Source organism: Luteimonas sp. MC1825 (assembly GCF_014764385.1).
Taxonomy (GTDB): Bacteria; Pseudomonadota; Gammaproteobacteria; order Xanthomonadales; family Xanthomonadaceae; genus Luteimonas.
The window spans coordinates 2,305,876-2,332,039 of the sequence record NZ_CP061714.1; the positions used below are offsets into that span (position 1 = coordinate 2,305,876).

The window sequence follows — 26,164 nt, forward strand, 5'->3', positions numbered from 1 at the left end:
ATGGCCGACTACACCATCGCCCTGACTGGCGGCATCGCTTCCGGCAAATCGGAAGTGGAGCGCCGCTTCGGCGCCTTGGGCATCACCGTCGCCGACGCCGACCAGGCGTCCCGCGACGTCGTCGCCCGTGGCACCGACGGTCTTGCTGAAATCGTGGCGGCGTTCGGCGCGAACGCCCTGGATGCCGGAGGCAACCTCGACCGCCCCGCCATGCGCCGCCTGGTCTTCAACGACGATGCCGCGCGCCAGCGCCTGGAAGCCATCATCCACCCGCGCGTGCGCCTGGCACTGCACGCTGCATGTGCGGCCGCGCCCGGCCCCTACGCCATCGCCGCCATCCCGCTGCTCGCCGAGGGCGGCCGCGGCGCGTACCCCTGGCTGCATCGCGTGCTGGTGGTCGACGTGCCGGTGGACGTGCAGCTGGCGCGCCTGCTGCGCCGCGATGGCATCGACGAGGCGCTGGCCTGGAAGATGATTCGCGCACAGGCCAGCCGCGTGGAGCGCCTGGCGATCGCCGACGATGTGATCGTCAACGACGGGCCATTGGACGCGCTGGACGCGGCAGTGGCCGCACTCCACGGGCGCTATCTGGAACTGGCACGCGTACCGGCGCCGTGAGGCGGATGCGGCTGCCCGCCGGGCTGGCGAGCCTGGGCGTGATGCTTGGCCATGTGGCGCTGATCCCGCTGTACCCGGGATTCGGCCTGCTGCAGCCGCGTGGCGGCCTGGTCATGCTCACCATCTCGCTCGCCATCGCCAATACCCTGGTCTGGCTGGCCGGGAATCCGGCGTTCAGCACCCACGCGCGCTTCCAGCTGGGCGTGGCGGGTTGGATCTGGATCCTGGTGCAGGCGGGCGCGCAGGTGTATCTGCACGCGGTGGCTGGCTGAGGAGGCCTTCGCTACGGGCTGGTCCCGCGTCGCAGGGCGACTGCCTGGTACCCGCGGTCGTCATCGCGACCCTGCGGACGCTCCACGCGGGCGCACAGGCGCTCGCCGCACAGCGTGAGGTCTGCGGCGTTGACCGCTTCGAGGAGGACAAGGTCGCGCCCCATGGCGTCGATCTCGCGCCTGGCTGAAGACAGGGCCAGCGTTGCGCCGGCAACGGCGACCAGTGCGCCGAACAGCAGCGCGGCCGACGCGATCCAGAGATGCCGGTAGCCCGATACGCCTGCGGCAGCCTGCGCAGCCGCTGCCCGCCTGCGCTCGGCTCCGAGCATGCTGGCAGCGGCGGTGACCTCGCGTCGGAATTCTGCGCTCGTGCGTTCCAGGTGCTCGACTGCGCGCGTGCTCCGCTCGTCGAGACGCCCGGCCACGACGGCCAGTTGCAGCGCGAACTCGCGCGGATCGAGATCGGACGGCAATTGGCTCACGGGTGCAGCATCGCCGGCGCGCCCTGCCCTGGCGCGGCGGGCAGATGCGGTTGAAGCGCCTGCTCCTGCTCCCGTTCTGCCCGCAGGCCCAGGCTGGCGTGGTCGTTCTCCCTCCCGTATGTGGCCGACCAGGCTTGACCGAGCCGCAGGCCCGACCTGAACGCCTGGCCCGCCGGTGTCTGCAGATAGGCGTCGGCCACCGCGGACATGCTGGCCGTCCCCTGGCGCTTCGCGGCGTCGGCAAGCCGGTCGAACAGGACCTCCACGGTGTTGCGCGCCATCAGCACCTCCGCCCGCATGGGCAGGGTGGAACGCGCCGCGACGTGGTCGAGCAGGGTCGGCTCGCGCGCGTGCATCCGGTCGAGGGCCGCCAGCGCGGCATCCATCTTGGGATCGGTGCCGCCCGGTGTACGCCCGCGCTCCACGTAGCGCCATGGCAGGCTGGCGGCGAGCGCATGGTCGACCGGATCCCTCGCGCAGGGATCGCGGGCCAACACCGCGCACCCGGGCGACAGGTCGTCGTGGATGCGACGCTCGCCGTTGCGGCGGTAGTGGCCGGTATCGATGACGCCGAGCTGGTGCTGGTCGGAGCTGTGGATGACGTACATGCGCGGGTCGAGCGGCACAGGTACCTTTTGCAGCAGCGGCGCACCGAACAGGGTGTTGAGGTAGTCCACGTCCATGTTCTGCACGCGCCGGGAGGCGCCGTCGATCAGGTACCCGCCGCCGACGTCGGCGTGCGCGCCGGGCACGAAGAAGTTGGCGACGCGGCCGCGCTCCGACAGTCCGTCTGGCAGGTGGCGGGTGGCATCGAACAACCCGCGCGCTTCGTGCAGGGCGGTGAACCCCAATGCGCTGATATTCGAACTCGGGAATGCCCGCGGTTGGTCCTTGATGGAGGCGGCGACGGGGTCGTGGATGATCGCGACCTGCACCGTGCGGCCGGGTGGCACCAGCGCCGGGCGATCGGCGTACTTGATGCTGGTGAGCAGGCCTTCGGAACCGTAGGCGATGTCGGCATTGGTCGGATCCCGGATCCCTCTTTCGTGGATCAATCGCTGCAGTGCGGGAACCTGCTCCGCGCCGCGACTGAAGCCGATGCCGACCAGATGGATGCGGACGCCGGGGTCCTCATCGATCCATTTGGCGGCCTGGACGCAGAACTGGTAGTAAGCCTGTTCGACGCGGGGCTCGAAAGTCACGGCCAGGAGACTATCTATACGACTGGAAAGGTACTCGCTCTGGGTGCCGATACCGGGCACGTATCCCGTGGCAATGAAGGGATGCCCAAGCGCCCTGATGTCGTCTCGCAAGCGCCCAACGATAGTGCGCTCCGTTGGCAAGTCGTTGTAAAGACTGTTTCCAGTGCCATCCATCGCGGCAACGAACACACGGTCGCGGGGTGTTTCAAGCAGCAGCGGGGCGCGCAACTGTACGAGGCGATTCTCTGCCAACTGCAGGGTCGCCAACTCCTCCTTTGTTGCCTGCCTGGCTTGGATGCCATCAGGCGTCAGCCTGTAGTCGCCCATGCAATCCTCCATGATTGCAGTCAATTGATGTCAGTAAGTCTTGGTATGAACGAGCACTACTCCCGAGTGCTGGTTGCTGTGAGGATTGTCGGGATTCGTCCGAGTCTTCAACGCCATCCAGGTGCTCATATACACAGTGATGGTGCGGTCATCAACGACAAGGATGATCCCAGGATAGGGAATATTGCTGTCCTCGAGAATGTCCTCTCGTGCCACCGTGTGGCGCACGAGACGATCCGCAAAGATCTCGGCGACATTTACGCTTGCGGTCAATGGAGTTCCATCCAGTGCCGTCCATGTCACTTCCGCGGGCGCCGGAAAGTTCCTGATCGGTCCCATGTCGGCACTTATTATCTGCTCGATCGGGCGCCCGATGGATTCCAAGGAACGTCCCGGGCGCTCGACTCCGTGTGGGTGACCCGCATAGATGATCTTGCAGCTCTGGACGCTGAAGCAATGCGTCCCAAACTGATGCCAAACAAACCACAACGGCCAATCCGCCACGGTTCCGGTAAACGGACCCTGCCCCGGGGGCGGTGTCATCGGATCGAATTCGGGTTCCACGGCATTGCATCCCTGCAGCAGCGTGGCGCCGGTCAGTACGGCGGCGAGCAAGGCCGCCAAGCCTGCGCGCCGGTGGTGGCATCTGCGCATGCGTCCATATCCTTATGGTCTGCGCCCGAAGCTAGAGAGGCCCGGCGGGGGCGTCAAGTCGGGATTGTCCGCGCGTCACAGTTTCAGCGCGGTGCCTGCGCCCAGAGCCCGCGGATAGCCGCGATACCCTGCCCCCCGTGGCGCCTGGCGACCTCGATGTCCCCCGCTCCCATGCCACCAATGGCATACATGGGCAACGCCACGCCCTCGCGAAGTTCGGCGAACCGCGCCCAGCCGATGCCCTTCTGGCCGGGGTGGCTCTCAGTCGCCATCACCGGGCCTGCGACGCAGAAATCACAGCCGAGGCGCGCGGCGTGCAGCAACTCGCCCGCGTCGTGGCAGGAGGCGGCCAGCGCCGCACCGTCCGCCAGTTGCGGGCGCTCGCCGAGCGCAGCCAGCTGCGCGGCGCGCAGGTGCAGGCCGGCACCCAGCTCACGCGCAAGCTCGGCATCGCCGTTGACGAGCAGTTCGGCGCCCGCCCGCTGGCAACGTTCAAGGGCGGCGGCAGCCAGCGTGCGCACGCGCGCCGGCTCCAGCCCGGGCAGGCGCAGCTGCACGCGTGCAATGCCGGTGGCGAGCGAAGCGTCCAGAGCCTCCAGCCAGGGGCCGTCGACAAGGGCGGCGACGCCCGCGGCGGGCGGCGGGGTGACCAGATAGCGATCCGGCTGGTGCAACGCCGCCACGACCGGGATGTCCGCGGGCGGCATGGCATAGGTGTGCAGCTTTTCCAGCGGCACCCAGGCCAGCGCCTGGCCTTCGCGGCCGCGCGGCACGCCCCGCCAGCGCGCGATGCGGCGCACGTCCAGGCGCAGGCGCTTGCCGGGATACGCCTGCGGCACGGTGATCAGCGGCGCGCCGATGGTGGCGTTGATGCCGAGTTCTTCGTGCAATTCGCGCGCGAGCGCGGCGTCGGCTTCCTCGCCGGGCTCGCGCTTGCCGCCAGGGAATTCCCACAGGCCGGCGAAGTCGCGGTTCACGGTGCGGCGGGTGAGCAGCACCCGGCCGCGCGCGTCGCTCAGCACGCCGGCAACCACCTCGGTCACCTTCATGCCGCGGCCCTCGTCCCCCGCATCAGCGGAGGTAGATGCCCGGCGTGCGTACGGGGGCGATCCCGCGGTGACATCCCGTCAGGCGAGCTGCCCATGGCAATGCTTGTACTTCTTGCCGCTGCCACAGGGACAGGCTTCGTTGCGTCCAACGCGCGGCACGTCGGGCGGGCCGTCGAGCTGGTAGTCGGGGGTGGCGGCTTCTTCGTCGGCACCGTAGCCGCCAACATCGGCGTGCTGGAACTGCAGGTTGCGCGCTTGCGCTTCGGCCTGCTGGCGCTCCATCGCTTCCATCGCGGCCACTTCTTCCTCGCTGCGCACGCGCACGCGGGCGAGCATGGTGATGACTTCGCGCTTCACCTTGTCGAGCAGCTCGGAGAACAGCTCGAAGGCTTCCTTCTTGTACTCCTGCTTGGGCTGCTTCTGCGCGTAGCCGCGCAGGTGGATGCCCTGGCGCAGGTAGTCCATGCGCGCGAGGTGCTGCTTCCAGTTGTCGTCGAGCACGCTGAGCATGATGTGCTTCTCCAGCATGCGCATGGTCTCGTCGCCGACCGAGGCTTCCTTGTCGGCAAACACCTTGGCCATCACGTCCTGGACATGGTTCTGGATGCCCTCGGCGTCGAGCTCGGACTGCGCGTTGGCCCACTGCACCAGGTCCAGCTGCTGGCCGAAGTCGGCGTCGAGCGCGGCCTGCAGGCCGGCGAGGTCCCACTGCTCGTCGATCGAGTCCGGCGGCACGAACCTGTCCACCAGCTCGCCCACCACGTCGCCGCGGATGCCGGCGACATTGTCGCGGATGCTCTCGGCATCCAGCAGCTCGTCGCGCTGGGCGTAGATCACCTTGCGCTGGTCGTTGTTGACGTCGTCGAAGTCGAGCAGGTTCTTGCGGATGTCGAAGTTGTGCGCCTCGACCTTGCGCTGCGCGTTGGCGATCTGCTTCGAGACCAGCGGGCTCTCGATGATGTCGTCTTCCTTCAGCCCCATGCGCGCCATGACCTTCTGCACCCAGTCGGCGGCGAAGATGCGCATCAGGTTGTCTTCGAGCGACAGGTAGAAGCGGCTGGAGCCCGGGTCGCCCTGGCGACCGGAGCGGCCACGCAGCTGGTTGTCGATGCGGCGCGATTCGTGGCGCTCGGTGCCGACGATGTGCAGGCCGCCTGCTTCCTTCACCGCGTCGTGGCGCAGCTGCCAGGCGGCCTTGAGGCGCGCGCGGGTGGCGTCGTCGATCTCGCCCTGCTCGGCTTCGAGCGCGGCGATCTCCGCTTCGAGCGAGCCGCCGAGCACGATGTCGGTGCCGCGGCCGGCCATGTTGGTGGCGATGGTGACCGCGCCCGGCGCACCGGCGTTGGCGACGATCTGCGCCTCGCGCTCGTGCTGCTTGGCGTTGAGCACCTCGTGGTGGATGCCGGCCTCGGTGAGCTGCTGGCTGAGCATCTCGGAGACCTCGATCGAGGTGGTGCCGACCAGCACCGGCTGCTGGCGCGCGTGCGCGTCCTTCAGCTCGTTGATCACCGCGCGGTACTTGCCGACGCGGTTGAGGAACACCGCGTCCGGGTGGTCCTTGCGCACCATCTCGCGGTTGGTGGGGATGACCACCACTTCCAGGCTGTAGATGGACTGGAACTCGAACGCTTCGGTATCGGCGGTGCCGGTCATGCCGGCGAGCTTGCCGTACATGCGGAAGAGGTTCTGGAAGGTGATGCTGGCGAGCGTCTGGTTCTCGCGCTGCACCGGCACGCCTTCCTTGGCCTCGACCGCCTGGTGCAGGCCATCGGACCAGCGGCGCCCGGTGAGGGTGCGGCCGGTGAACTCGTCCACGATCACCACTTCGCCGTCGCGCACGATGTAATCGACGTCACGCTGGTAGATGGCGTGCGCGCGCAGCGCGGCATTGAGGTGGTGCACCACGTGGATGTTCTGCGGCGCGTACAGGCCGTCGTCCTCGCCGAGGATCCCGGCGACGCGCAGCAGGTTTTCGGCGTGTTCCTGGCCGGACTCGGACAGGTGCACCTGCTTGCCCTTTTCATCCACCCAGTAGTCGCCCTCGCTCTCTTCCTTCTCCTGGCGGCTGAGCGAAGGCACGATGCGGTTGACCTTGATGTACAGCTCGGGCGAGTCGTCGGACGGCCCGGAGATGATCAGCGGCGTGCGCGCCTCGTCGATCAGGATCGAGTCGACCTCGTCGATGATCGCGTAGTGCAGGCCGCGCTGGTGGCGCTGGTCCTTCGACAACGCCATGTTGTCGCGCAGGTAGTCGAAGCCGAATTCGTTGTTGGTGCCGTAGGTGATGTCGGCGGCATACGCGGCGGCCTTGTCGCCGTGCGGCATGCCCGGGTACACCACGCCGACCGACAGGCCGAGCCAGTTGTACAGGCGGCCCATCCACGCCGAGTCGCGGCGCGCCAGGTAGTCGTTGACGGTGACCACGTGCACGCCCTTGCCCTCGAGCGCGTTGAGGTAGGTAGGCAGCGTGCCGACCAGGGTCTTGCCCTCGCCGGTGCGCATCTCGGCGATCTTGCCGGTGTGCAGCACCATGCCGCCGACCAGCTGCACGTCGTAGTGGCGCATGCCGAGCACGCGGACCGAGGCCTCGCGGCAGACGGCGAAGGCTTCCGGCAGCAGCTTGTCGAGCGACTCGCCCTTGGCGATGCGCTCGCGGAATTCCGGGGTCTTGGCCTGCAACTCGGCGTCGGAGAGCGCCTGCATCTGCGCTTCGAACGCATTGACCTTGGCGACAACCTTGTTGAACTGTCCGACGACGCGTTCGTTGCGGCTGCCGAAGACGCTGGTGAGCAGGCGATTGAGCATGGATTGACCGTTGCTGTGAAGAGTGGCCCGGGGAGTACACCGGGATGTCATGGTTCCGGAAACAGGAAAAGGGCGCGGGGCGCCCTTCTCTGCTGGCGGCGACATTGTACCGTGGGGGTCTGCAGGCCGCCTATCAAGCCCCCCGGGGCAGGATCAGCCGCGCTTGGCGACCATCTGCTGGTCGCCGAGGAACTGGCGCGGGTTGGCGACGCGGCCGTTTTCCCAGACCTCGAAATGCACGTGCGCGCCGGTGCTGCGGCCGGTGGAACCGGCACGCGCGATCTGCTGGCCCACGCGCACCAGGTCGCCCACCCTCACCACGTTGCGCGAGTTGTGCGCGTAGCGGGTCACGTAGCCGTTGCCGTGGTCCACCTCGACCACGTTGCCGTAGCCCGAGCGCACGCCGGAATAGCTGACCACGCCATCGGCCACCGACATCACCGCGTCGCCGGTGTTGGCGTCGAAATCGATGCCCTTGTGGTATGCGGCGCCACCGCCGAACGGATCGGCACGGCGGCCGAAGCCGGAGGTGATGTAGCTGGCGGCCACCGGCGAACGCGAGGGCACGGCGTTGCGGTCGAGTTCGCGGTTGAACAGGAGCGATTCCAGCACCGAGAGCTGGCTGCCGGCGCCGGCGAGGTCCGAATCCGCCTGCGCGATGCCCTCGCGCAGCTCGGTCGCCGGCATGTCGCCGACCGGGCCGTAGCCGCCCACGCCCACCGGGCGGTTGAAATCGAATTCACCGTCGCCCAGCTGGGCCACGCGGGTCAGGCGGTCGCCAAGCGCGTTGAGGCGGTTGGCCTGCGCCTGCAGCTCGCCCAGTCGCGCGGCCAGTGCATTCACCTCGCGCTGCGCGGCGCGGCGGGTGTCGTCGAGACGGGCGTCCTGCGCCTGCACCTGCGCCTGCAGGGTGTTCACGTGCCCGGCCTGCAGCCCGGCACCGAGGGTGGCGCCGACCACCAGCATGGCGGCGGCGGCGGCGAGCGGCTTGCGTCCGGCCACGCGCGCGACCCGAAGGGCGCTGCGGCGGGCGTACTGCAGGAGCCAGTCCTGCGAATGTTGAAGTGAGCGGTGTAGAGTCATCAGATGTCCAGGTCCAGGTCCAAACAGGCAATCCCCCGAGGTCCACGCGCTGCCCTCGACGCGCTTCTGGCCGATACCGCCGGCCGTCCGATCCAGCGCGCCTTGTGGCTCGACGCTCTGGATCGCCTGCTCCGTCCCCACTTGCCACCTTCACTGGCCGCGCACGCGCGGCTTGCAAATGTGGATGGCGCGAAGCTGGTCTATCTGGTGGATTCGCCGATCTGGAACGCCAAACTGAGGCTTGCCGCTCCGGCGCTCCTCGATGCCGCCCGATCAAACGGACTCGACGTCGACGAGCTCAAGGTCAGGACCACCACCCAGCCGCTCCTCCCGCCTGCGCGGGTCGAAACAACCGTACTTCCCCTGTCGGCGACCGCCCCGGAATCGCTGCGGGCCGCCTTGGCATCCTTGCGCGACGGGACATCCTAAACGTCGAGGCAGCGTGAAAAGTTAACGAAACCGGTGTTTCCGGTCTCATTTCGTTAATTTTTCGTGAAATTGTGACCCGGGTTGCCCGGTTCAGCTGCGCAGGTTCAGGCCGGTTGCAGGGCGCCGTAGACCACCGGGCCGGTGCCGGTTTCGGGAAACGTCACTTCTTCCCAGGCCGAACGGTCGGCCAGCAGCGCACGCACCAGGGTGTTGTTCAGCGCATGCCCGGACTTGAAACCGTCGAAGGCGCCGATCACCGGATGCCCGGCGAGGTACAGGTCGCCCACCGCGTCGAGGATCTTGTGGCGCACGAATTCATCGGCGTAGCGCAGGCCGTCGTCGTTGAGCACCCGGAAGTCGTCGAGCACGATCGCGTTGTCCATCGAGCCACCCAGGCCGAGATTGCGGTCGCGCATGTATTCAAGGTCGTGCATGAAGCCGAAGGTCCGCGCGCGGCTGACCTCTCGGATGTAGTTCTCGGTGGAAAATTCCACTTCGGCGCGCGACTGGCTGGTCGGGATGGCCGGGTGGTTGAACTCGATGGTGAAGCCCAGGCGGAAGCCGTCGTAGGGCTCGAAGCGCGCGATCTTGTCGCCGTCGCGCACCTCCACCGGGCGCTTGATGCGGATGAAGCGCTTGGGCGCGTCCTGCTCCACGATGCCCGCCGACTGCAGCAGGAACACGAACGGGCCGGACGAGCCGTCCATGATCGGCACCTCGGCCGCGGACAGCTCGATCATGATGTTGTCGATGCCGAGGCCGGCGAGCGCCGACATCAGGTGCTCGACCGTCTGCACCTTGGCCCCGCCCTGCGACAGGCCGGTGCACAGCGTGGTCTCGCTGACCAGCATGGCATCGGCCGGGATCTCGACCGGCGGCTCCATGTCCACGCGGCGGAACACGATGCCGGCGTCGGGCGCGGCCGGACGCATGGTCAGGTACACCTTTTCGCCGCTGTGCAGCCCCACGCCGGTGGCGCGGGTGACATTCTTGATGGTGCGCTGCTGGACCATGGGGGCTCGGTGGGAACGCCGGCGTCGCAACGCGGCAAATGAAAGCGGCTCGCAATCTAGCATGCGCGCCGCTCGACCTGAACGGAAGCAGCCCCTCCCCCGCAACCGGGGAAGGCGGCCCAACCCACCAGGCCACCCCCCCGTCCTTCGCGCCTTCGCGAGAAAAACCGCTCCAGCCCCCTCAATCCGCCTGGCGCCGCAGGAACGCCGGAATATCCAGGTAGCTGTCGCTGCCGAAGTCCGCCACCGCCGGGGTCGCCGCCGCCGGCTCCGCCGAGCCGCGGCGCAGGCCGAAGCCGCCCACCGCGGACGCCGGTGCCACCGCATGGCCGTCATCCTCTTCGATGAACATGCCGGTGGTGCCGTCGCGACGGCCCTGGGTGTTGATCAGCTGCACGTGCGGGCGCTGGCGCGGGGATTCGCCGAAGGCGGCGTCGCGGCCGCCGGCCTGGCGCACGTGGCCGCGGTTGAGACCCGTGGCCACGACGGTGACGCGGACCTCGTCCTGCATGTCCGGGTCGAGCACGGTGCCGATGACGATGGTCGCGTCCTCGCTGGCGAAGTTCTCCACGGTGCGGCCGACTTCGTCGAACTCGCTCATGGTGAAGTCCGGGCCGGCGGTGATGTTGACCAGGATGCCGTTGGCGCCGGCCAGGTTGACGTCGTCGAGCAGCGGGTTCTGGATCGCGGCCTCGGCGGCAGCCTGGGCGCGGTCGTCGCCGCGTGCGGTGCCGGTGCCCATCATCGCCAGGCCCATCTCGCTCATCACGGTGCGCACGTCGGCGAAGTCGACGTTGATCAGGCCCGGGCGCACGATCAGGTCGGCGATGCCCTGCACGGCGCCGAGCAGCACGTCATTCGCCGCGCGGAAGGCCTGCACCATGGTGGCGTTGCGGCCGAGCACGGTGATCAGCTTCTCGTTGGGGATGGTGATCAGCGAGTCGCAGTGCTGGCTCAGGTCCTCGATGCCCTTGAGCGCGACCTGCATGCGGCGGCGGCCTTCGAACGGGAACGGCTTGGTGACCACGGCGACGGTCAGGATGCCCATCTCCTTGGCCAGCTGGGCCACCACGGGTGCCGCACCGGTGCCGGTGCCGCCGCCCATGCCGGCGGTGATGAACACCATGTCCGCGCCCTGCAGCGCCGCCATGATCTGGTCGCGGTCCTCGAGCGCGGCCTGGCGGCCGACCTCCGGGTTCGCGCCCGCGCCCAGGCCCTTGGTGACGCCGGTGCCGAGCTGCAGCTGCAGCCGCGCGCCGCAGGTGCGGATGGCCTGCGCGTCGGTGTTGGCGGTGATGAATTCCACCCCGTCCACGCTGCCGTTGACCATGTGCGCGACCGCGTTGCCGCCGCCGCCACCCACGCCAATGACCTTGATGACCGCGTTGGGGGCCATTTTTTCAACCAGTTCGAAGTGCGCCATGTCCGTGTCCTTTATGTAGTTATGTGTTGCTGGTGTCGTGTCGCGGTGCCGCCAGGTGCTGCAAACTGCGTTTTCGTTTTCGTCGTCGCCTCGCCCTCGGGGGTCCGGCGCGCGGTGTGTTCGCGTCCATCTCAGAACTCCCCGTTGAACCAGGTCTTGATCTTCTTCAGCAGGCTGCCGGCGCGGCCGCTCGGGATCACCGGGCGCCGCGGGTGCTCGATCTGGCTGCCCATCAGCAGCAGCCCCACGCCGGTGGCGTGCACCGGGTTGTTGACCACTTCGCCAAGTCCCGTCACGTGCTGCGGGATGCCCACGCGCACCGGCATCTGCAGCATTTCCTCGGCAAGTTCCACCACGCCTTCCATCTTTGCCGAGCCGCCGGTGAGCACCATGCCGGCGCGCACGTGCTGCTCGAAGCCCGAGCGGCGCAGTTCGGCCTGCACCATCTCGAAGATCTCCTCGTAGCGCGCCTGCACCGCCTGCGCGAGCGACTGCCGCGGCAGCCGGCGCGGCGGACGGTCGCCGACGCTCGGCACCTGGATCGACTCCTCGCTGGTCGCCAGCTGCGCCAGCGCGCAGGCATAGCGCACCTTGATCTGCTCGGCTTCCGGCGTGGGCGTGCGCAACATGTGCGCGATGTCCTCGGTGACCTTGTCGCCGGCGATCGGCAGGCTCGCGGTGTGGCAGATCGCGCCCTGCACGAATACCGCCAGGTCCGTGGTGCCGGCGCCGATGTCGACCATCACCACGCCGAGCTCGCGCTCGTCGCTGGTCAGCACCGCGGTGCTCGACGCCAGCGACGACAGCACCAGGTCGTCGATCTGCAGGCCGCAGCGCTGCACGCACTTGGAGATGTTGGCGGCGGCCGACTGCGCGCACACCACCAGGTGCGCGTGCACCTCGAGGCGCACGCCGGTCATGCCGACCGGGTTGCGGATGCCTTCCTGCGAATCGTCCAGCACGTACTCGCGCGGGATGGCGTGCAGGATCTTCTGGTCGGCCGGGATGGCGACGGCCTTCGCGGCGTCGAGCACGCGGTCCAGGTCGCCCCAGGTGACCTCGCCGTCGCGGATGGGCACGATGCCCGGCGAGTTCTTGCACTGCACGTGGTTGCCGGAGATCGAGGCGTACACCGAGCGGATCTCGCAGCCGGCCATCAGCTCGGCCTCTTCCACGGCGCGCTGGATGGATTGCACGGTGGATTCGATGTCGACCACCACGCCGCGCTTCAGCCCCCGTGATTCGTGGCTGCCGATGCCGATCACCTCGATCGGGTTGCCCGGCGAGTACTCGCCGACCAGGGCCACGACCTTGGAGGTGCCGATGTCGAGGCCGACGATGAGGGCCTTGTCGCCTTTGCGGTTCATGCGTTTTGTTCCTCGGCCCATGTCAGGGCGAAGCCATTGGTGTAGCGAAGGTCGGCGCGGGCCAGCGGCCTGGGCGTCTGGGCCATGAGCTGCGGCAGCAGCCGCGCGAAGCGTGCCAGGCGCAGGCGCGCCTCGTGGCTGCCGATCACGACTTCGGTGTTGTTGGAGAGCACCAGCGTCCAGCTGCCGCGAGTGTCGAGCAGCAGCGCGCTCACGCCGTAGCCGGTGGGCGCGAACAGCGTGCGCGACTCGTTGTACAGCGCCACTACGTCGGCGGTGCGCGCGGCCGGGCCGTGCAGGATCGGCAGGCCGTCGGGCACGGTGACGCCCGCGGCCGGGAACACCTTGCCCTGCTGCGAGAGCAGGCTGTCCGCGCCCCAGCGTGCGAACGGGCGGTGCTCGTGCACGCGCACGTCCAGCACGTCGGGCCAGGTCTTGCTGACCTCGGCGTGCTCGACCCACGGCAGCACCGCGACCGCGGAGCGGGCCTCGTCGAGGCGGATCGCGAAGAAGCCCTGGGTGGCGTACGGCAGCACCGCTTCGCGCACCTGCGCGGGATCGACCTGCTGCAGGTTGTCGTTGATGCGCAGCGTGCGCAGCGGCCAGCGCTCGGCGCCGATCCAGCCCTTGACCACGGCGACAACCGGCAGCGCGATCAGCGCCACCGCCAGGGTCCAGGCCAGGATCCGCGCCAGCGCGTTCACAGCGTCTGCTCCAGCACGCGCCAGCACAGCTCGGCGTAGTCGCAGCCCAAGGCGGCGGCGGCCTTGGGCACCAGCGAATGACTGGTCATGCCGGGTGCGGTGTTCACTTCAATCAGCTGCAGGCCGCGCGCGTTGTCGCGCATCACGTCCACGCGGCCCCAGCCGCTGCAGCCGGCGGCGGTGAACGCCTGCAGCGACAGGGCGCGGATCGCGTCCTCGTCGCTGCCGGACATGCCGGGGCACAGGTACTGCGTGTCGTCGGCGATGTACTTGGCGTGGTAGTCGTACCACTCGCCGGCCGGCACGATGCGGATCGACGGCAGCGCCACGTCGCCGAGGATGCCGACGGTGAGCTCGTCGCCCTGCACCATCTGCTCCATCAGCAGCTCGCCGTCGTAACCGGCGGCGAACTCGATGGCCGGCGCCAGGTCGGCCGGCGCCAGCACGCGGAATACGCCGACGCTGGAGCCTTCGCACGACGGCTTGACGAATACCGGGTAGCCCAGCGCCTCGGCGGCGGCGCGCAGGTCGGCGCCCTTCGGCAGGCGCTCGAAGCGCGGCGTGGGCAGGCCGGCGGCGATCCACACCTGCTTGGTGCGCACCTTGTCCATGGTCAGCGCGCTGCCGAGCACGCCGGAGCCCGTGACGGGCACGCGCAGCGCCTGCAGCACGCCCTGCAGCACGCCGTTCTCGCCGTCGCCGCCGTGCAGGATGTTGAACACGCGGTCGAACTGGCGGTCCTGCAGCTCGCGCAGCAGGTTGGGCACGCCGTCCACCGCCGCCACGTCCACGCCGCGCGACTGCAGCGCGGCGAGCACGTTGCGTCCGGAATCCAGCGACACCTCGCGCTCGGCGCTGGCGCCGCCCATCAGCACGGCGACGCGGCCGAAGTCGGCGGCGCGGGTGATGCGCAGCGGAGGCAGGACGGATGCGGTCATGCGCCCTCCTCCGGGAAGCCTTCGCTGGCCAGCTGCTGCGCCACGTGACCGATGTCGCCGGCGCCCATCACCAGCAGCAGATCGTTGTCCTGGAGGATGTCGGGCAGCACGTCGCGCAGCTCGGACGGCCCGCCCACGACCACCGGATCGATGCGGCCACGCGCGCGGATGGCACGCGCCAGCGCACGCGAGTCGGCATTGGCGATCGGTGCCTCGCCGGCCGGGTAGACCTCGGTCAGCACCAGCGCGTCGACACCCGAGAGCACGCCGGCGAAATCATCGAGCAGGTCGCGCGTGCGGCTGTAGCGGTGCGGCTGGAACGCCACCACCAGGCGGCGCTCCGGCCAGCCGCCGCGCGCGGCTTCGAACACCGCGGCCAGTTCGTTGGGATGGTGGCCGTAGTCGTCGACCAGCTGCACCTTCGCGCCGCGCGCGGTGGTGAGTTCGGCGAGCATGTTGAAGCGCCGGCCGATGCCTTCGAAGCCGCGCAGCGCGGTGGCGATGGCATCGGTGGACACGCCGAGCTGCCAGCCCACCGTGGCCGCGGCCAGCGCGTTCTGCACGTTGTGGCGGCCGGGCAGCGCCAGCTCCACCACCGTGCGCGAGCCGTCGGGCAGGCACAGCGTGAAGTGCATGCTCGGGCCGGTCTGGCTGACGTCGATGGCGCGCACGTCGGCGTCGTCGTGGAAGCCGTAGGTCATGACATGGCGCGACACGGTGCCCGCCAGCGCCGCGACCTCGGGATCGTCCAGGCACAGCACCGCGAGGCCGTAGAACGGCAGGCGATGCAGGAACTCGGAGAACGCCTGCAGCACGCGGCTGAAGTCGCCGCCGTAGTTCTCGAGATGGTCGACGTCGATATTGGTGACGATGGCCACCAGCGGATTCAGGCGCAGGAAGCTGCCGTCGCTCTCGTCGGCCTCGGCCACCAGCCATTCGCCGCCGCCCAGGCGCGCGTTGGCGCCGGCCGCGAGCAGCTTGCCGCCGATGACGAAGGTCGGGTCCAGGCCGCCTTCCGCCAGTACGCTGGACAGGAGCGATGTGGTGGTGGTCTTGCCGTGCGTGCCGGCGACAGCCACGCCGCGGCGGAAGCGCATCAGCTCGGCCAGCATCTCCGCGCGCGGCACCACCGGGATGCGCTGCGCACGCGCCTCGAGCAGTTCCGGGTTGTCGGCGCGGATCGCGCTCGAGGCGACCACGACATCCTTGCCGAGCACGTTCGCCGCGGTGTGGCCGCGGTGGATGGCGATGCCGAGGCCGGCGAGGCGGCGCGTGACCGCGTTGTCGGCGGTGTCGGAGCCGGACACGTCGTAACCGAGCGTGCCGAGCACCTCGGCGATGCCGCTCATGCCGGTGCCGCCGATGCCGACGAAGTGCACGCGCGAATGGCGGCGTGCGAAGTCGGCCATCGCGATGCCGTGGCTTTCATCAAGGCGGCGCATCATGCCCGTGCCCTCGGCGAGAACGTGGGTTCGACGCGCTGGCGCAGGCGGCTGGTGCCGCGCGCGGCCAGTGAAGGCGTCGGCTGGGTGGTTTCGGGTGGCGGTGGCATGGGGACCTGTGAGGGGTTGGCGTTCTCGCCGCGCAGGCGCGCAACCTGGCGCTGGGCGCGGTCGAGTTCGTAGGAGACGCGCAGCAGCACGCCCATGGCGGCGCAGGTCATCAGCACGCTCGAGCCGCCCGACGACACCAGCGGCAGGGTCAGGCCCTTGGTGGGCAGCAGGCCGAGGTTGACGCCGATCGACACCAGGCTCTGCAGGCTGATCCACAGTGCGATGCCGAACGCGCAGTAGCCGGCGAAGTGGCGACGCATTTCCACGCACTTCAGGCCGATCCAGAACGCGCGCCCGACCAGCAGCGCGTACAGGCCGATCACCGCGCATACGCCGATGAAGCCGAGCTCCTCGGCGATCACCGCGAGGATGAAGTCGGTGTGTGCCTCGGGCAGGTACGACAGCTTCTGGATCGACGCGCCCAGGCCCACGCCCGTCAGCTCGCCGCGGCCCACCGCCATCAGCGCGTTGGCCAGCTGGTAGCCGCTGTTGAACGGATCGGCAAAGGGATCCATGAACGAGGTCAGGCGGCGCATGCGGTAAGGCTCGGCGATCGCCACCAGCGCCAGCACCGGCAGCAGCAGCAACACCGGCGCGGCCATGCGCGGCAGGTGCACGCCGCCCAGCACCAGCATGCCGGCGGTGATCGCCAGCACCAGCGCCAGCGAGCCGAAGTCCGGCTGCAGCGCCAGCAGCGCCATCAGCAGGATCGCCACGCCGATGGGCTTCAGCATCGCGCCCCAGGTGGCGTTGACCTCGTCGCGGAAGCGCACCAGGTAGCTCGCCAGCCACACGATGTACATCAGCTTGACCGCCTCGACCGCCTGGAACTTGGACACGCCGAGGTTCAGCCAGCGCTGCGCGCCGTTGACGCTGCTGCCCAGCCCGGGCACGAACACCATCAGCAGCAGCAGGAAGCAGCCGACCAGAAGCAGGCGGTCGAAGCGCTCGATGGTCTTGAGTTCGGTGCGCATGGCCCAGAACGCGAGGCCGGTGCCGAGTGCCAGGAACACCAGGTGGCGGGTGAGGAAGTAGAACGGGCCGACATCGAGGTCCTCGCCGATGGCGATCGAGCTCGACGCCACCATCACCACGCCCAGCGCCGCCAGCCCGGTCACCGCGGCGAGCAGCCACGGGTCGAAGCGGCCGGCGATGGCATCCAGCCGGGTGGCCTGCGCGGAATGGTCGTGGCCGCGGTCCATCAGCGCACCTTCAACGTGGCGAGGCCGACAAGCACCAGCACCACCGAGATGATCCAGAAACGCACGATCACGCGCGGCTCGGGCCAGCCCTTGAGCTCGAAGTGGTGGTGGATGGGCGCCATGCGGAACACGCGCTTGCCGGTGAGCTTGAACGACGCCACCTGGATCATCACCGACAGCGTCTCGATGACGAAGATGCCGCCCATGATCACCAGCACCAGCTCCTGGCGCACGATCACCGCGATGCAGCCGAGCACCGCGCCCAGCGCCAGCGCGCCGATGTCGCCCATGAACACCATGGCCGGATAGGTGTTGAACCACAGGAAGCCCAGCCCCGCCCCGGCGATCGCGGCGCAGATGATCACCAGCTCGCCGGCACCGGGCACGCGCGGGATCTGCAGGTACTCGGAGAACTGCGCATGGCCCGACGCGTACGCGAACACGCCCAGCGCGCAGGCCACCAGCACCGTCGGCATGATCGCCAGGCCGTCGAGGCCGTCGGTCAGGTTGACCGCGTTGGAAAAGCCGACGATCCAGAAGTAGGCGATCGCCACGAAGCCCACGCCGGCCAGCGGCAGCGCGATCGACTTGAAGAACGGCACGTAGAACGTGGTGGCGGCCGGCACGTCGGCGTACAGCCACAGGTACAGCGCCGCGGCCAGGCCGAACACCGACTGCGCGGCATACTTCCAGCGCGACTTCAGGCCATTGGGGTCGCGCCTGACGATCTTGATCCAGTCGTCGTACCAGCCGATGGCGCCGAAGGCCACCATCACGCCCAGCACCACCCACACGTACTTGTTGCGCAGGTCGCCCCACAGCAGCACCGATGCCAGCACCGTGACCAGGATCAGCGCCCCGCCCATGGTCGGCGTGCCGGCCTTGGAGAAGTGCGTCTGCGGGCCGTCGCTGCGGATCGGCTGGCCACCCTTGTACTGCGCGAGCTTGCGGATCACCGCCGGGCCCCACCACAGCGACAGCAGCAGCGAGGTCAGCGCCGCCAGGATGCCGCGGAAGGTCAGGTAGCCGAACAGCCCGAACAGGCCTTCGAGCTGCTGCAGCCAGCGGGAGAGTTCAAGCAGCATGGGTGTCGTCCTTGGTCAGCAGCGCGGCAACCACGCGATCCATCGCGCTGCCGCGCGACCCTTTCACCAGAATCGTCGGCGCCGCCGTCGCCGGCGTGGCCGCGGCCAGCGCGGTGGCCAGTGCCGCGGCCAGTTCGGCATGTGAGCCGAACACCGCAGCGCCCGGGCCGAACGCCTCGGCCGCGACCGCGCTCAGCGCGCCGTGCGCGTACAGCCGCGCCACGCCGGCATCGCGCGCGCGGCGGCCGGCGGCCTCGTGCAGCGCCATGGCGTCGGCACCAAGCTCGCGCATGTCACCCAGCACCAGCCAGCCCTCGCCCGGCGCCGCAGCGAGGATGTCGATGGCCGCGGCCAGCGAGCCTGGATTGGCGTTGTAGCTGTCGTCGACCAGCCAGGCACCGCCGGGCAAGCGATGGCGCACCAGGCGCCCCGCGACCGGCTCCACGCCGGCAAGGCCGGCGGCGATCGCGTCCAGCCCCGCGCCGCACGCCAGCGCCAGCGCAGCGGCGGCGAGCGCGTTGGCCACGTTGTGGCGGCCCGGCAGCGGCAGCGACACGGCGATCTCGCCTTCGCGCGCCACCAGCACGAACGCGCTGCCGTCCTCGCGCAGCACCACGTCGCGTGCGCGCACGTCGGCGCGCGCGTCGAAGCCGAAGCGCAGCAGGCGGCGGCCGTGGGCGCGCTCGGCGAAATAGGGTTCGAACGCGTCGTCGGCATTGAGCACCGCGGTGCCGTCATCGGGCAGCGCGTCGTAGATCGCGGCCTTGGTGTCGGCCACGCCAAGCAGGCTGCCCATGCGCTCGAGGTGCGCGGGCGCGACGTTGTTCACCACCGCCACCCGCGGCCGCGCGATGGCGGTCAGGTAGGCGATGTCGCCGGGCTGGCCGGCGCCCATCTCGTAGATGGCGAACTCGGCGTCGTCGGGCGCATCGATCACCGCCAGTGGCAGGCCGATCTCGTTGTTGCGGTTGCCCGGGTTGCAGTACGTGCGTCCGCAGCGCGACAGGATCGGCAGCAGCAGCTGCTTGACGCTGGTCTTGCCGTTGCTGCCGGTGATCGCGACCACCTGCGTGCTGCGCTGCGCCTGCAGCGCGGCGGCCAGCGACCCGAGCGCGGCCACGGTGTCGGCCACGACCACCTGCGGCAGCGGCGCGTCCACGCGGCGCGACACCAGCGCCGCGAGTGCGCCCGCGGCGGCGGCGGCGGCGACATGGTCGTGGCCGTCGAAGGTGTCACCGGCGATCGCGACAAACAGCGTGGCAGCGGAGTCGGCGCGCAGGCCGCGGGAATCGGTGACCACGGCATCGACCACGATGTCCTCGCCGTCGAGGCGACCGTTGCACGCCTGGGCGATGCGCGACAGGGACAGCGGCTTCATGCCCGGGCCTCCAGCGCGCGACGCGCGACGTCGCTGTCGTCGAAGGGATGGCGCACGCCGGCAATCTCCTGGCAGGGCTCGTGGCCCTTGCCGGCGACCAGCACGATGTCGCCCTCGCCCGCCGCGCCCACGGCGCGCGTGATCGCCGCGGCGCGGTCGCGCAGCACGGTCGCCGCGGCCGGATTGCGCAGGCCGGCGAGGATCTCCTTGACGATCACGTCGCCATCCTCGTTGCGCGGGTTGTCGTCGGTGACGAACACGATCTCGGCGCCGGCTTCCGCGATCGCCGCCATCTGCGGGCGCTTGCCGCGGTCGCGCTCGCCGCCGCAGCCGAACACGCAGGCGATGCGGCCGCTGGCGTGCGCGCGCAGGCTGGCCAGCGCCTGCTGCAGCGCGTCGGGCGTGTGTGCGTAGTCCACCACCACCAGCGGCTGGCCGGCGCTGCCACCGAGGCGGTTCATGCGCCCGGCGATCGGCTGCAGCTGTGCCAGCACGCGCGCGATGTCGGCGATGCCGACCTGCTGCGCGTGCAGCACGCCTGCGACCGCCAGCAGGTTGTCGACATTGAAGCGGCCGAGCAGCGGCGAACGCACCTTGGCGGCGTGGCCGTCGATGGTGAGCGTGAAGCCGATCCCGGCGGCGTCGAGCACGGTGTGCGCGGCCGACACCGTGGCGCCATCCGCAGCGCGCGCGCTGGTGCCGACGCGCTGCAGGCTGGCCGGCAGCGTGGCGAACAGCGCGCGCCCGTGGTCGTCATCCAGGTTGACCACCGCCGCGGCAAGTCCCGGCGTCGCGAACAGGCGCGCCTTGGCGGCACCGTAGCTGGCCATGTCGCCGTGGTAGTCGAGGTGGTCGCGGGTGAGGTTGGTGAACACGCCGAGCTGGAACCGCACGGCGTCGACGCGGCCCTGGTCGAGCGCGTGCGAGCTGACTTCCATCGCCACCGCGTCCGCACCGGCATCGCGCAGGTCCGCCAGCAGCGCGTGCGTCTGCAGCACCAGCGGCGTGGTGAAGCCGGTGGCGCGCACGTCGCCGTGCAGGCCGGCGCCGAGCGTGCCGATGGTGCCGGCGCGGCGGCCGAGCAGCTCCCAGGCCTGCGCCAGCAGCTGCACGGTGGAGGTCTTGCCGTTGGTGCCGGTCACGCCGACGGTGGTCATCGCCGCAGACGGTCGGCCGTGGAATTCATGCGCCATCGCGCCCATGCGCGCACGCAGGCCGGGCACCGCGATGGCGGCGGCCGGTGGCGCCGGCACATCGGCCGGCACCGGCGGCTCGAACAGCACCGCCGCCGCACCATCGGCCAACGCCTGGGCGGCGAAATGCAGGCCGTGGGTGCCGAAGCCGCCGATCGCGACGAAGGCGTCACCGGCGCGCAGCGCGCGACTGTCCTGCACCAGGCCCGACACCTCGAGCGTCGCCGGCACGGCGGCAATGTCGGGCAGCAGCGCGGCGAGTGGCATGCGCCGGCTCATGGGCGTGCTCCCGCGGTGGCCGCGGTGGCGACTGCGGGCGCCGCGACTGCGGGCGCCGCGGCCGCGGGCACGGTGGCAACAGCCCCCGGGCGCCGCGCGTTCGCCGCCTGGGCCTTGGCCTGGTCCTTGGCCTGCGCGGCCAGCCAGGTGTCGATGTCATCCGGCGGGACGTCCATCAGGCGCAGCGCGCCGTCCATGACGCGCTGGAACACCGGCGCCGAGACCGCGCCGCCGCCGTACACGCCGCGCGTGGTGTCGGGATCGTCGATCACCACCGCCATCGAGAAGCGCGGGTTGTCCACCGGCACCAGGCCGGCGAAGAAGGCGACGTAGCGGCGCGCGTAGCCGCCACCCGACGCCTTGCGCGCGGTGCCGGTCTTGCCGGCCACGTGGTAGCCGAGGATCGCCGCGCGGGTGGCGGTGCCACCGGGCTCGGTGACGGTCTGCATCATGCGCACCACCTGGTCGGCGATGTCGGAATCCAGTACCTGCACCGCCTCGCCGCCCTGCCCCTTGACCAGGGTCGGGGTCATGGCGCGGCCGTGGTTGCCGAGCGTGGCGTAGGAATGCGCGATCTGCAGCGGCGTGGCCGACAGGCCGTAGCCGTAGGACATGGTCTGCTTGCTGGTGCCGCTCCAGCCGCCCGGCGGCGGCAACAGGCCGGCGGCCTCGCCCGGGAAGCCGCTGCCGGTGCTCTTGCCATAGCCCATGCGCGACAGGAACGCGTGGAAGTCCTTGTCGGGCATGCGCTGCACGATCCGCGCCACGCCCACGTTGGAGCTCTTGGTGAGCACGCCGGTGGTGTCGAGCACGCCGTAGTTGCGGAAGTCGCTGGTGCGGTAGCGGCCATTCGGGATCCAGCCGGGGCTGGTGTCGAACTGCGTGTCGACGCTGATCACACCGGCCTCCAGGCCGGCGGCGACGGTCAGCGGCTTGATCGTGGAGCCCGGCTCGATCAGGTCGGTCACCGCGCGGTTGCGGCGCGCATCGCGGTGCTCGCCGGTGACCGCGTTCGGGTTGAAGGTGGGCAGGTTGGCCATGGCGAGGATCTCGCCGGTGGCGACGTCCAGCACCACCACCGAACCGGCACTGGCACCGGTTTCCAGCAGCGCGCGGCGCAGCTCGCGATGCGCGAGGTACTGGATGCGGCGGTCGATGCTGAGCACCAGGTCCTTGCCCGGCTGCGCGGCGCGCACCAGGTCGACGTTCTCGACGATGCGGCCGCGGCGGTCGCGGATCACCTTCTGCGCGCCCGGCGTGCCACGCAGCCAGTCGTCGAACGCCAGCTCCACGCCTTCCTGGCCGAGGTCGTCGATGTTGGTGAAGCCGAGCACGTGTGCCAGCGCCTCGCCCTGCGGATAGAAGCGGCGGAACTCGCGCTGCGAGAACACGCCGGGAATCTTGCGCGCGAGGATCTTTTCGGCGGCGGCCGGATTGATGCGGCGCTGCAGGTAGACGAATTCCTTGTCGGCGCGCTGCGCCAGTTTGCGCTCCAGCTCGTCCAGCGGCACGCCCAATGCTTCGGCCAATTCAGGCAGGCGCGCGGGCGACTTCAGCAGTTCCTGCGGGTTGCCCCACACGGTGTCTACCGGCGACGACACCGCGAGCGGCTCGCCGTTGCGGTCGGTGATCATGCCGCGCGAGGTCGGGATCGGGATCTCGCGCAGGAAGCGCGAATCGGCCTTCTGCTGGTAGTAGGCGTTGTCGACCAGCTGCAGATCGACGGCGCGCGCCACCAGCGCCAGCGCGCACAGGCCCAGGCCACCGGCGACGATCTTCAGGCGGCCGCGCAGGTCGAAGCGTGCGCGGCCGCGGGGCTTGGTGACGCCGTTGCGGTCCTTGCCGAACTTCATGGCCGCACCACCACGATCTCGCCCGCCTCGGGGAACTTCATGCCCAGGCGGGTGCGCGCGACCTGGTCGACGCGGTTGCTTTCAGCCCACGTGGCCTGCTCGAGCTGCAGGCGGCCGAAGTCGATGTTGAGTTCGTCGCGCGCGCGCTCCAGGCGCGTCAGCTCGACGAACAGCTGGCGGTGGCGGTGGCGCGCGTGCACCACGCCGATCGCCGACACCACCGAGGCCGCCAGCAGCACGATCACCAGGAAGCGGGTCACGGCCGCGCCTCCAGCTTCTCGGCCACGCGCAGCACCGCGCTGCGTGCGCGCGGGTTGGCGGCAAGCTCGGCCGTCGTCGCCTTGGTGGCGCCACCGATCTCGCGCAGCCCGGGCACGAATGCTTCAGGCTCGGGCAGCCGACGGTTGCCCGCCGGCGCCCTGGCATGGCCCGCGATGAAGCGCTTGGCGATGCGGTCTTCGAGCGAATGGAAGCTGATCACCGCCAGACGCCCGCCGGGCCTGAGCGCGGCGAACGCGGCGTCCAGGCCGTCTTCCAGGTCACCGAGCTCGCGGTTGATGTGGATGCGGATCGCCTGGAACGAGCGCGTGGCCGGGTGGATCTCGTGCCGGCCGGGCTTGGGCCGCGGCATGACCGAGGCGATCAGTTCGGCCAGCTGCGCGGTGCGCAGCAGCGGCGCATCGGCGCGACGCTCGACGATGGCGCGCGCGATGCGCCGGCTCAGGCGCTCGTCGCCGTAGGTCCACAGCACGTCGGCGATCTCGTCGGCCGTGGCGCGCGCCAGCCACTGCGCCGCGCTCTCGCCGCTGTCGGGATCCATGCGCATGTCGAGCGGGCCGTCACGACCGAAGCTGAAGCCGCGCTCGGCGACGTCGAGCTGCGGCGAGGACACGCCGAGGTCGAACAGCACGCCGTCCAGGCCGGCGGCCACGGCGTCCCAGCGGCCGAGGTCCGCGAAGCTGCCGCGGCGGATCGCCACGCGCGGGTCCGCGCCGAACTCGCGTTCGGCGACGGTGATCGCGTCGGGATCCTTGTCCATCAGCAGCAGCCTGCCCTGCGGTCCGAGTGCCTCGAGCACGCCCCGGGCGTGCCCGCCGCGGCCGAACGTGCCATCCAGGTACGTCCCGTCCCCACGCACGTGCAGCCCTTCCATGACCTGCGAATACAGAACCGGAAGGTGCGCGGAGCGGCGATCCGCGGCACCCGCGGTCACAACAGCAGCCCGACCAGGTCGTCGCCGAGGTCGCCGTCCCCGAGGGTCCGTTCGATCTGCTCGCGATGCGCCTGCTCACTCCAGAGCTCGAACTTGTCGCCCATGCCAAGCAGCACGGCGTGTTTTTCAATCCCGATCGCCTTGCGGTGGCTGGCCGGGATGGAAATCCGGCCGTTGCCGTCGGGCTCGACGATCGCCGCGGCGCCGACCAGCTTCAGCTGCAGCTCGCGGTTGGTCCTGCGGACCTTGGACAACCCGTTCACCTGGTCGCGCACGCGCTCCCACTGGGCGAACGGATACAGGTACAGGCAACCCTTTTCGAAGGGGTTGTACGTGACCACCAGGCGGTTCGCGCACGCGGACGCGACAAGGTCCCGGTAGCTGGTGGGGATCGCCAGCCGGCCCTTGTCATCGATCGTGATGGCGGTCTCGCCCTGGAACACGTTGCCTGTCACTCCATGCCCGTCTGCGGCGGGCTTCATGCGCAGGAAAACCACGAATATCCATGTCTTCCCACGTGTGGCCACCTTAGGAGCGGCCACAACCCTTGTCAACAGCCTGGAGTGACGAATTTCATTAAGCAGGTCAAGGACTTGCGGCGAACTTCAGAGACTTGTTCAAGGTTTATCCACAAGCTCCTGTTTAGTCTCAAATTTTGAGAATCGTGACGGTCTTCACGGAGTTTTTACATCTCGCCGGGGGCGCGCACGGACGTGCCCCGGAGCGCTGCTCCGGACAGTCGGTGGGAAAAGGTGGCGGAGCCGGCCGATAAGCCGGGTTCTGTCGTGGACAGTCATTCCTCTAGGCGCATCGTCACCGATACGCTCAAGCAACCTACCCGGAGACACCGCGGGCCACGGCATTGTCTCCCTATTTGGTCTTGCTCCCGGTGGGGTTTGCCGTGCCGGCCTGTTGCCAGGCTCGCGGTGCGCTCTTACCGCACCATTTCACCCTTGCCACGCGCGTCTTGCGACGCCGTTCGGCGGTATCTTTCTGTTGCACTTTCCGTCGGCTCGCGCCGCCCAGGCGTTACCTGGCACCGTGCCCTGTGGAGCCCGGACTTTCCTCGGCACCCGGGTCCACCGAAGTGGTCCGGATGACGCGACTGTCTGGCCGACTCCGCCGCGCGCATTCTCGCACGCCGCACGCCCGGTTCCGGTGCTAGCCGCCGTACAGGCTTTTCCTCGGCGCCCCGCTGATATCGGCAGCCACTTTCGCGGCGGTCGAGGGCGGCAGGTGCGCGGCGAGCTTCGCGTACAGCATCCGGCCTTGTGCCACCTTGGCGTCCGCGTCCTCGCCGACGCCCTCCACCACCAGCACGAACTCGCCCTTGCGCTGGTTGGCGTCGGCCTCGACCGTGGCATGCAGCTCGGCCAGGGAGCCATCGAGGATGGTCTCGAACAGCTTGGTCAGCTCGCGCGCCAGCACCGCGCGGCGCGCATCGCCGAACACCGCGCGCAGGTCGGCCAGCGATTCCACGATGCGGTGCGAGGACTCGTAGAAGATCAGCGTGCGCGGCTCGCCCGCCAGCTGCGCGAGGTGCTCGCGGCGCGCGCCCACCTTGGCTGGCAGGAAGCCTTCGAACACGAAGCGGTCGCTGGGCAGCCCGGCGGCACTCAGCGCGGCCACCAGCGCGCTCGGGCCGGGCACGGGGCTGACGCGGATGCCGGCGGCCCGTGCCGCGCGCACCAGCCTGTACCCAGGGTCGCTGACCAGCGGCGTGCCGGCATCGGACACCAGCGCCAGCGAATCGCCGGCCAGCAGGCGCGCCACCAGGCGCGTCGCCTGCTCGTCCTCGTTGTGCTCGTGCACCGCCAGCAGCGGGCGCTCGATGCCGAAGTGCGCGAGCAGGTGGCGGGTGTGGCGGGTGTCCTCGGCGCAGATCGCGTCCACCGCGCGCAGCGTGTCCAGCGCGCGCGGCGACATGTCGGCGAGGTTGCCGATCGGCGTGGCGACGATGTGGAGGGTTCCGGCGGAAGTCTGCATCGTGTCCATGCGGGCGGGACGGTAGAATCCGGCCATTCTCGCAGCCGGGCAGCAAC

Annotated in this window: 24 protein-coding genes and 1 other RNA gene; 3 read left to right on the forward strand and 22 right to left on the reverse strand. The window is 69.7% G+C overall.

The window, feature by feature from the left end:
* Nucleotides 1-618, forward strand: a complete 618-nt coding sequence (gene coaE, locus IDM46_RS10790) for a dephospho-CoA kinase (RefSeq protein WP_185115702.1) — start codon at nt 1-3, stop codon at nt 616-618.
* Nucleotides 619-623: 5 nt separating this feature from the next.
* On the forward strand, nt 624-890 hold the full coding sequence (locus IDM46_RS10795) for a hypothetical protein (RefSeq protein ID WP_185115703.1): 267 nt from the start codon (nt 624-626) through the stop codon (nt 888-890).
* An 11-nt stretch (nt 891-901) separates the two neighbouring features.
* Here the strand turns inward: IDM46_RS10795 and IDM46_RS10800 are convergent, their stop codons facing one another.
* The 6 genes from IDM46_RS10800 to IDM46_RS10825 form a co-directional block, all read right to left on the reverse strand.
* On the reverse strand, nt 902-1,372 hold the full coding sequence (locus IDM46_RS10800) for a hypothetical protein (RefSeq protein WP_185115704.1): 471 nt from the start codon (nt 1,370-1,372) through the stop codon (nt 902-904).
* Nucleotides 1,369-2,901, reverse strand: a complete 1,533-nt coding sequence (locus IDM46_RS10805; protein WP_185115705.1) for a DUF2235 domain-containing protein — start codon at nt 2,899-2,901, stop codon at nt 1,369-1,371. Before IDM46_RS10805 ends, IDM46_RS10800 begins: the two co-directional genes overlap by 4 nt.
* A gap of 30 nt (nt 2,902-2,931) precedes the next feature.
* Nucleotides 2,932-3,525, reverse strand: a complete 594-nt coding sequence (locus tag IDM46_RS10810) for a hypothetical protein (RefSeq protein ID WP_185115706.1) — start codon at nt 3,523-3,525, stop codon at nt 2,932-2,934.
* A 113-nt stretch (nt 3,526-3,638) separates the two neighbouring features.
* The gene (locus tag IDM46_RS10815) at nt 3,639-4,604 is read right to left on the reverse strand and encodes a Nudix family hydrolase (protein ID WP_185115707.1); all 966 of its coding nucleotides are present in this window, start codon (nt 4,602-4,604) and stop codon (nt 3,639-3,641) included.
* Nucleotides 4,605-4,682: 78 nt separating this feature from the next.
* On the reverse strand, nt 4,683-7,409 hold the full coding sequence (gene secA / locus IDM46_RS10820; protein WP_185115708.1) for a preprotein translocase subunit SecA: 2,727 nt from the start codon (nt 7,407-7,409) through the stop codon (nt 4,683-4,685).
* 153 nt (nt 7,410-7,562) lie between these two features.
* A complete protein-coding gene (locus IDM46_RS10825; protein ID WP_182825301.1) occupies nt 7,563-8,375 on the reverse strand; it encodes a M23 family metallopeptidase in 813 nt (270 codons plus the stop codon).
* 120 nt (nt 8,376-8,495) lie between these two features.
* On the opposite strand from IDM46_RS10825, the gene IDM46_RS10830 reads away from it, so the two are divergent.
* Nucleotides 8,496-8,921, forward strand: coding sequence for a DciA family protein (locus IDM46_RS10830; RefSeq protein ID WP_182824928.1), 426 nt, complete (start codon nt 8,496-8,498; stop codon nt 8,919-8,921).
* A gap of 104 nt (nt 8,922-9,025) precedes the next feature.
* Here the strand turns inward: IDM46_RS10830 and lpxC are convergent, their stop codons facing one another.
* From lpxC to rsmI, 16 genes are all read right to left on the reverse strand, one after another.
* A complete protein-coding gene (gene lpxC / locus IDM46_RS10835) occupies nt 9,026-9,934 on the reverse strand; it encodes a UDP-3-O-acyl-N-acetylglucosamine deacetylase (RefSeq protein WP_185115709.1) in 909 nt (302 codons plus the stop codon).
* A 181-nt stretch (nt 9,935-10,115) separates the two neighbouring features.
* Entirely contained in the window at nt 10,116-11,357 is a 1,242-nt protein-coding gene (gene ftsZ, locus IDM46_RS10840; protein ID WP_182824924.1) for a cell division protein FtsZ, read from the reverse strand.
* A 131-nt stretch (nt 11,358-11,488) separates the two neighbouring features.
* Nucleotides 11,489-12,724, reverse strand: coding sequence for a cell division protein FtsA (gene ftsA, locus IDM46_RS10845; protein WP_182824922.1), 1,236 nt, complete (start codon nt 12,722-12,724; stop codon nt 11,489-11,491).
* A complete protein-coding gene (locus IDM46_RS10850) occupies nt 12,721-13,428 on the reverse strand; it encodes a cell division protein FtsQ/DivIB (RefSeq protein WP_185115710.1) in 708 nt (235 codons plus the stop codon). The genes ftsA and IDM46_RS10850 overlap by 4 nt, the downstream gene beginning before the upstream one ends.
* Nucleotides 13,425-14,366: a D-alanine--D-alanine ligase gene (locus IDM46_RS10855; RefSeq protein WP_185115711.1), complete on the reverse strand. Its 942-nt coding sequence runs from the start codon at nt 14,364-14,366 to the stop codon at nt 13,425-13,427. Before IDM46_RS10855 ends, IDM46_RS10850 begins: the two co-directional genes overlap by 4 nt.
* Nucleotides 14,363-15,811: a UDP-N-acetylmuramate--L-alanine ligase gene (murC, locus tag IDM46_RS10860; RefSeq protein ID WP_185115712.1), complete on the reverse strand. Its 1,449-nt coding sequence runs from the start codon at nt 15,809-15,811 to the stop codon at nt 14,363-14,365. The genes IDM46_RS10855 and murC overlap by 4 nt, the downstream gene beginning before the upstream one ends.
* Complete coding sequence (gene ftsW / locus IDM46_RS10865) at nt 15,808-17,121, reverse strand: putative lipid II flippase FtsW (protein WP_182824914.1); 1,314 nt, start codon at nt 17,119-17,121, stop codon at nt 15,808-15,810. The genes murC and ftsW overlap by 4 nt, the downstream gene beginning before the upstream one ends.
* Nucleotides 17,121-18,206, reverse strand: coding sequence for a phospho-N-acetylmuramoyl-pentapeptide-transferase (gene mraY, locus IDM46_RS10870; protein WP_182824912.1), 1,086 nt, complete (start codon nt 18,204-18,206; stop codon nt 17,121-17,123). Before mraY ends, ftsW begins: the two co-directional genes overlap by 1 nt.
* Nucleotides 18,196-19,584 (reverse strand): UDP-N-acetylmuramoyl-tripeptide--D-alanyl-D-alanine ligase, encoded by a 1,389-nt coding sequence (murF, locus tag IDM46_RS10875; protein WP_185115713.1) that lies wholly within the window; start codon nt 19,582-19,584, stop codon nt 18,196-18,198. Before murF ends, mraY begins: the two co-directional genes overlap by 11 nt.
* Nucleotides 19,581-21,056 (reverse strand): UDP-N-acetylmuramoyl-L-alanyl-D-glutamate--2,6-diaminopimelate ligase, encoded by a 1,476-nt coding sequence (locus tag IDM46_RS10880; RefSeq protein WP_185115714.1) that lies wholly within the window; start codon nt 21,054-21,056, stop codon nt 19,581-19,583. The genes murF and IDM46_RS10880 overlap by 4 nt, the downstream gene beginning before the upstream one ends.
* A complete protein-coding gene (locus tag IDM46_RS10885) occupies nt 21,053-22,909 on the reverse strand; it encodes a penicillin-binding protein 2 (protein ID WP_182824906.1) in 1,857 nt (618 codons plus the stop codon). The genes IDM46_RS10880 and IDM46_RS10885 overlap by 4 nt, the downstream gene beginning before the upstream one ends.
* A complete protein-coding gene (gene ftsL, locus IDM46_RS10890; protein ID WP_182824904.1) occupies nt 22,906-23,169 on the reverse strand; it encodes a cell division protein FtsL in 264 nt (87 codons plus the stop codon). The genes IDM46_RS10885 and ftsL overlap by 4 nt, the downstream gene beginning before the upstream one ends.
* Complete coding sequence (gene rsmH / locus IDM46_RS10895) at nt 23,166-24,062, reverse strand: 16S rRNA (cytosine(1402)-N(4))-methyltransferase RsmH (protein ID WP_221441880.1); 897 nt, start codon at nt 24,060-24,062, stop codon at nt 23,166-23,168. Before rsmH ends, ftsL begins: the two co-directional genes overlap by 4 nt.
* A gap of 56 nt (nt 24,063-24,118) precedes the next feature.
* Nucleotides 24,119-24,604, reverse strand: a complete 486-nt coding sequence (gene mraZ, locus IDM46_RS10900; RefSeq protein ID WP_182824900.1) for a division/cell wall cluster transcriptional repressor MraZ — start codon at nt 24,602-24,604, stop codon at nt 24,119-24,121.
* Between the two features lie 271 nt (nt 24,605-24,875).
* An RNA gene (gene rnpB / locus IDM46_RS10905) (RNase P RNA component class A) lies at nt 24,876-25,243 on the reverse strand.
* A 40-nt stretch (nt 25,244-25,283) separates the two neighbouring features.
* Nucleotides 25,284-26,108: a 16S rRNA (cytidine(1402)-2'-O)-methyltransferase gene (gene rsmI, locus IDM46_RS10910; protein ID WP_185116083.1), complete on the reverse strand. Its 825-nt coding sequence runs from the start codon at nt 26,106-26,108 to the stop codon at nt 25,284-25,286.
* Nucleotides 26,109-26,164: the final 56 nt, after the last annotated feature.

Bases quoted from the DNA above. Each gene is read 5' to 3' on its own strand.
- IDM46_RS10825 (WP_182825301.1), bottom strand. From the start codon at position 8,375: ATGCTGGTGGTCGGCGCCACCCTCGGTGCCGGGCTGCAGGCCGGGCAC.
- IDM46_RS10805 (WP_185115705.1), bottom strand. From the start codon at position 2,901: ATGGGCGACTACAGGCTGACGCCTGATGGCATCCAAGCCAGGCAGGCA.
- rsmH (WP_221441880.1), bottom strand. From the start codon at position 24,062: ATGGAAGGGCTGCACGTGCGTGGGGACGGGACGTACCTGGATGGCACG.
- ftsA (WP_182824922.1), bottom strand. From the start codon at position 12,724: ATGAACCGCAAAGGCGACAAGGCCCTCATCGTCGGCCTCGACATCGGC.
- mraY (WP_182824912.1), bottom strand. From the start codon at position 18,206: ATGCTGCTTGAACTCTCCCGCTGGCTGCAGCAGCTCGAAGGCCTGTTC.
- murF (WP_185115713.1), bottom strand. From the start codon at position 19,584: ATGAAGCCGCTGTCCCTGTCGCGCATCGCCCAGGCGTGCAACGGTCGC.
- lpxC (WP_185115709.1), bottom strand. From the start codon at position 9,934: ATGGTCCAGCAGCGCACCATCAAGAATGTCACCCGCGCCACCGGCGTG.
- coaE (WP_185115702.1), top strand. From the start codon at position 1: ATGGCCGACTACACCATCGCCCTGACTGGCGGCATCGCTTCCGGCAAA.
- ftsW (WP_182824914.1), bottom strand. From the start codon at position 17,121: ATGGACCGCGGCCACGACCATTCCGCGCAGGCCACCCGGCTGGATGCC.
- mraZ (WP_182824900.1), bottom strand. From the start codon at position 24,604: ATGAAGCCCGCCGCAGACGGGCATGGAGTGACAGGCAACGTGTTCCAG.
- secA (WP_185115708.1), bottom strand. From the start codon at position 7,409: ATGCTCAATCGCCTGCTCACCAGCGTCTTCGGCAGCCGCAACGAACGC.
- IDM46_RS10880 (WP_185115714.1), bottom strand. From the start codon at position 21,056: ATGAGCCGGCGCATGCCACTCGCCGCGCTGCTGCCCGACATTGCCGCC.
- ftsZ (WP_182824924.1), bottom strand. From the start codon at position 11,357: ATGGCGCACTTCGAACTGGTTGAAAAAATGGCCCCCAACGCGGTCATC.
- IDM46_RS10855 (WP_185115711.1), bottom strand. From the start codon at position 14,366: ATGACCGCATCCGTCCTGCCTCCGCTGCGCATCACCCGCGCCGCCGAC.
- IDM46_RS10830 (WP_182824928.1), top strand. From the start codon at position 8,496: ATGTCCAGGTCCAGGTCCAAACAGGCAATCCCCCGAGGTCCACGCGCT.
- IDM46_RS10885 (WP_182824906.1), bottom strand. From the start codon at position 22,909: ATGAAGTTCGGCAAGGACCGCAACGGCGTCACCAAGCCCCGCGGCCGC.
- IDM46_RS10815 (WP_185115707.1), bottom strand. From the start codon at position 4,604: ATGAAGGTGACCGAGGTGGTTGCCGGCGTGCTGAGCGACGCGCGCGGC.
- IDM46_RS10795 (WP_185115703.1), top strand. From the start codon at position 624: ATGCGGCTGCCCGCCGGGCTGGCGAGCCTGGGCGTGATGCTTGGCCAT.
- murC (WP_185115712.1), bottom strand. From the start codon at position 15,811: ATGATGCGCCGCCTTGATGAAAGCCACGGCATCGCGATGGCCGACTTC.
- rsmI (WP_185116083.1), bottom strand. From the start codon at position 26,108: ATGCAGACTTCCGCCGGAACCCTCCACATCGTCGCCACGCCGATCGGC.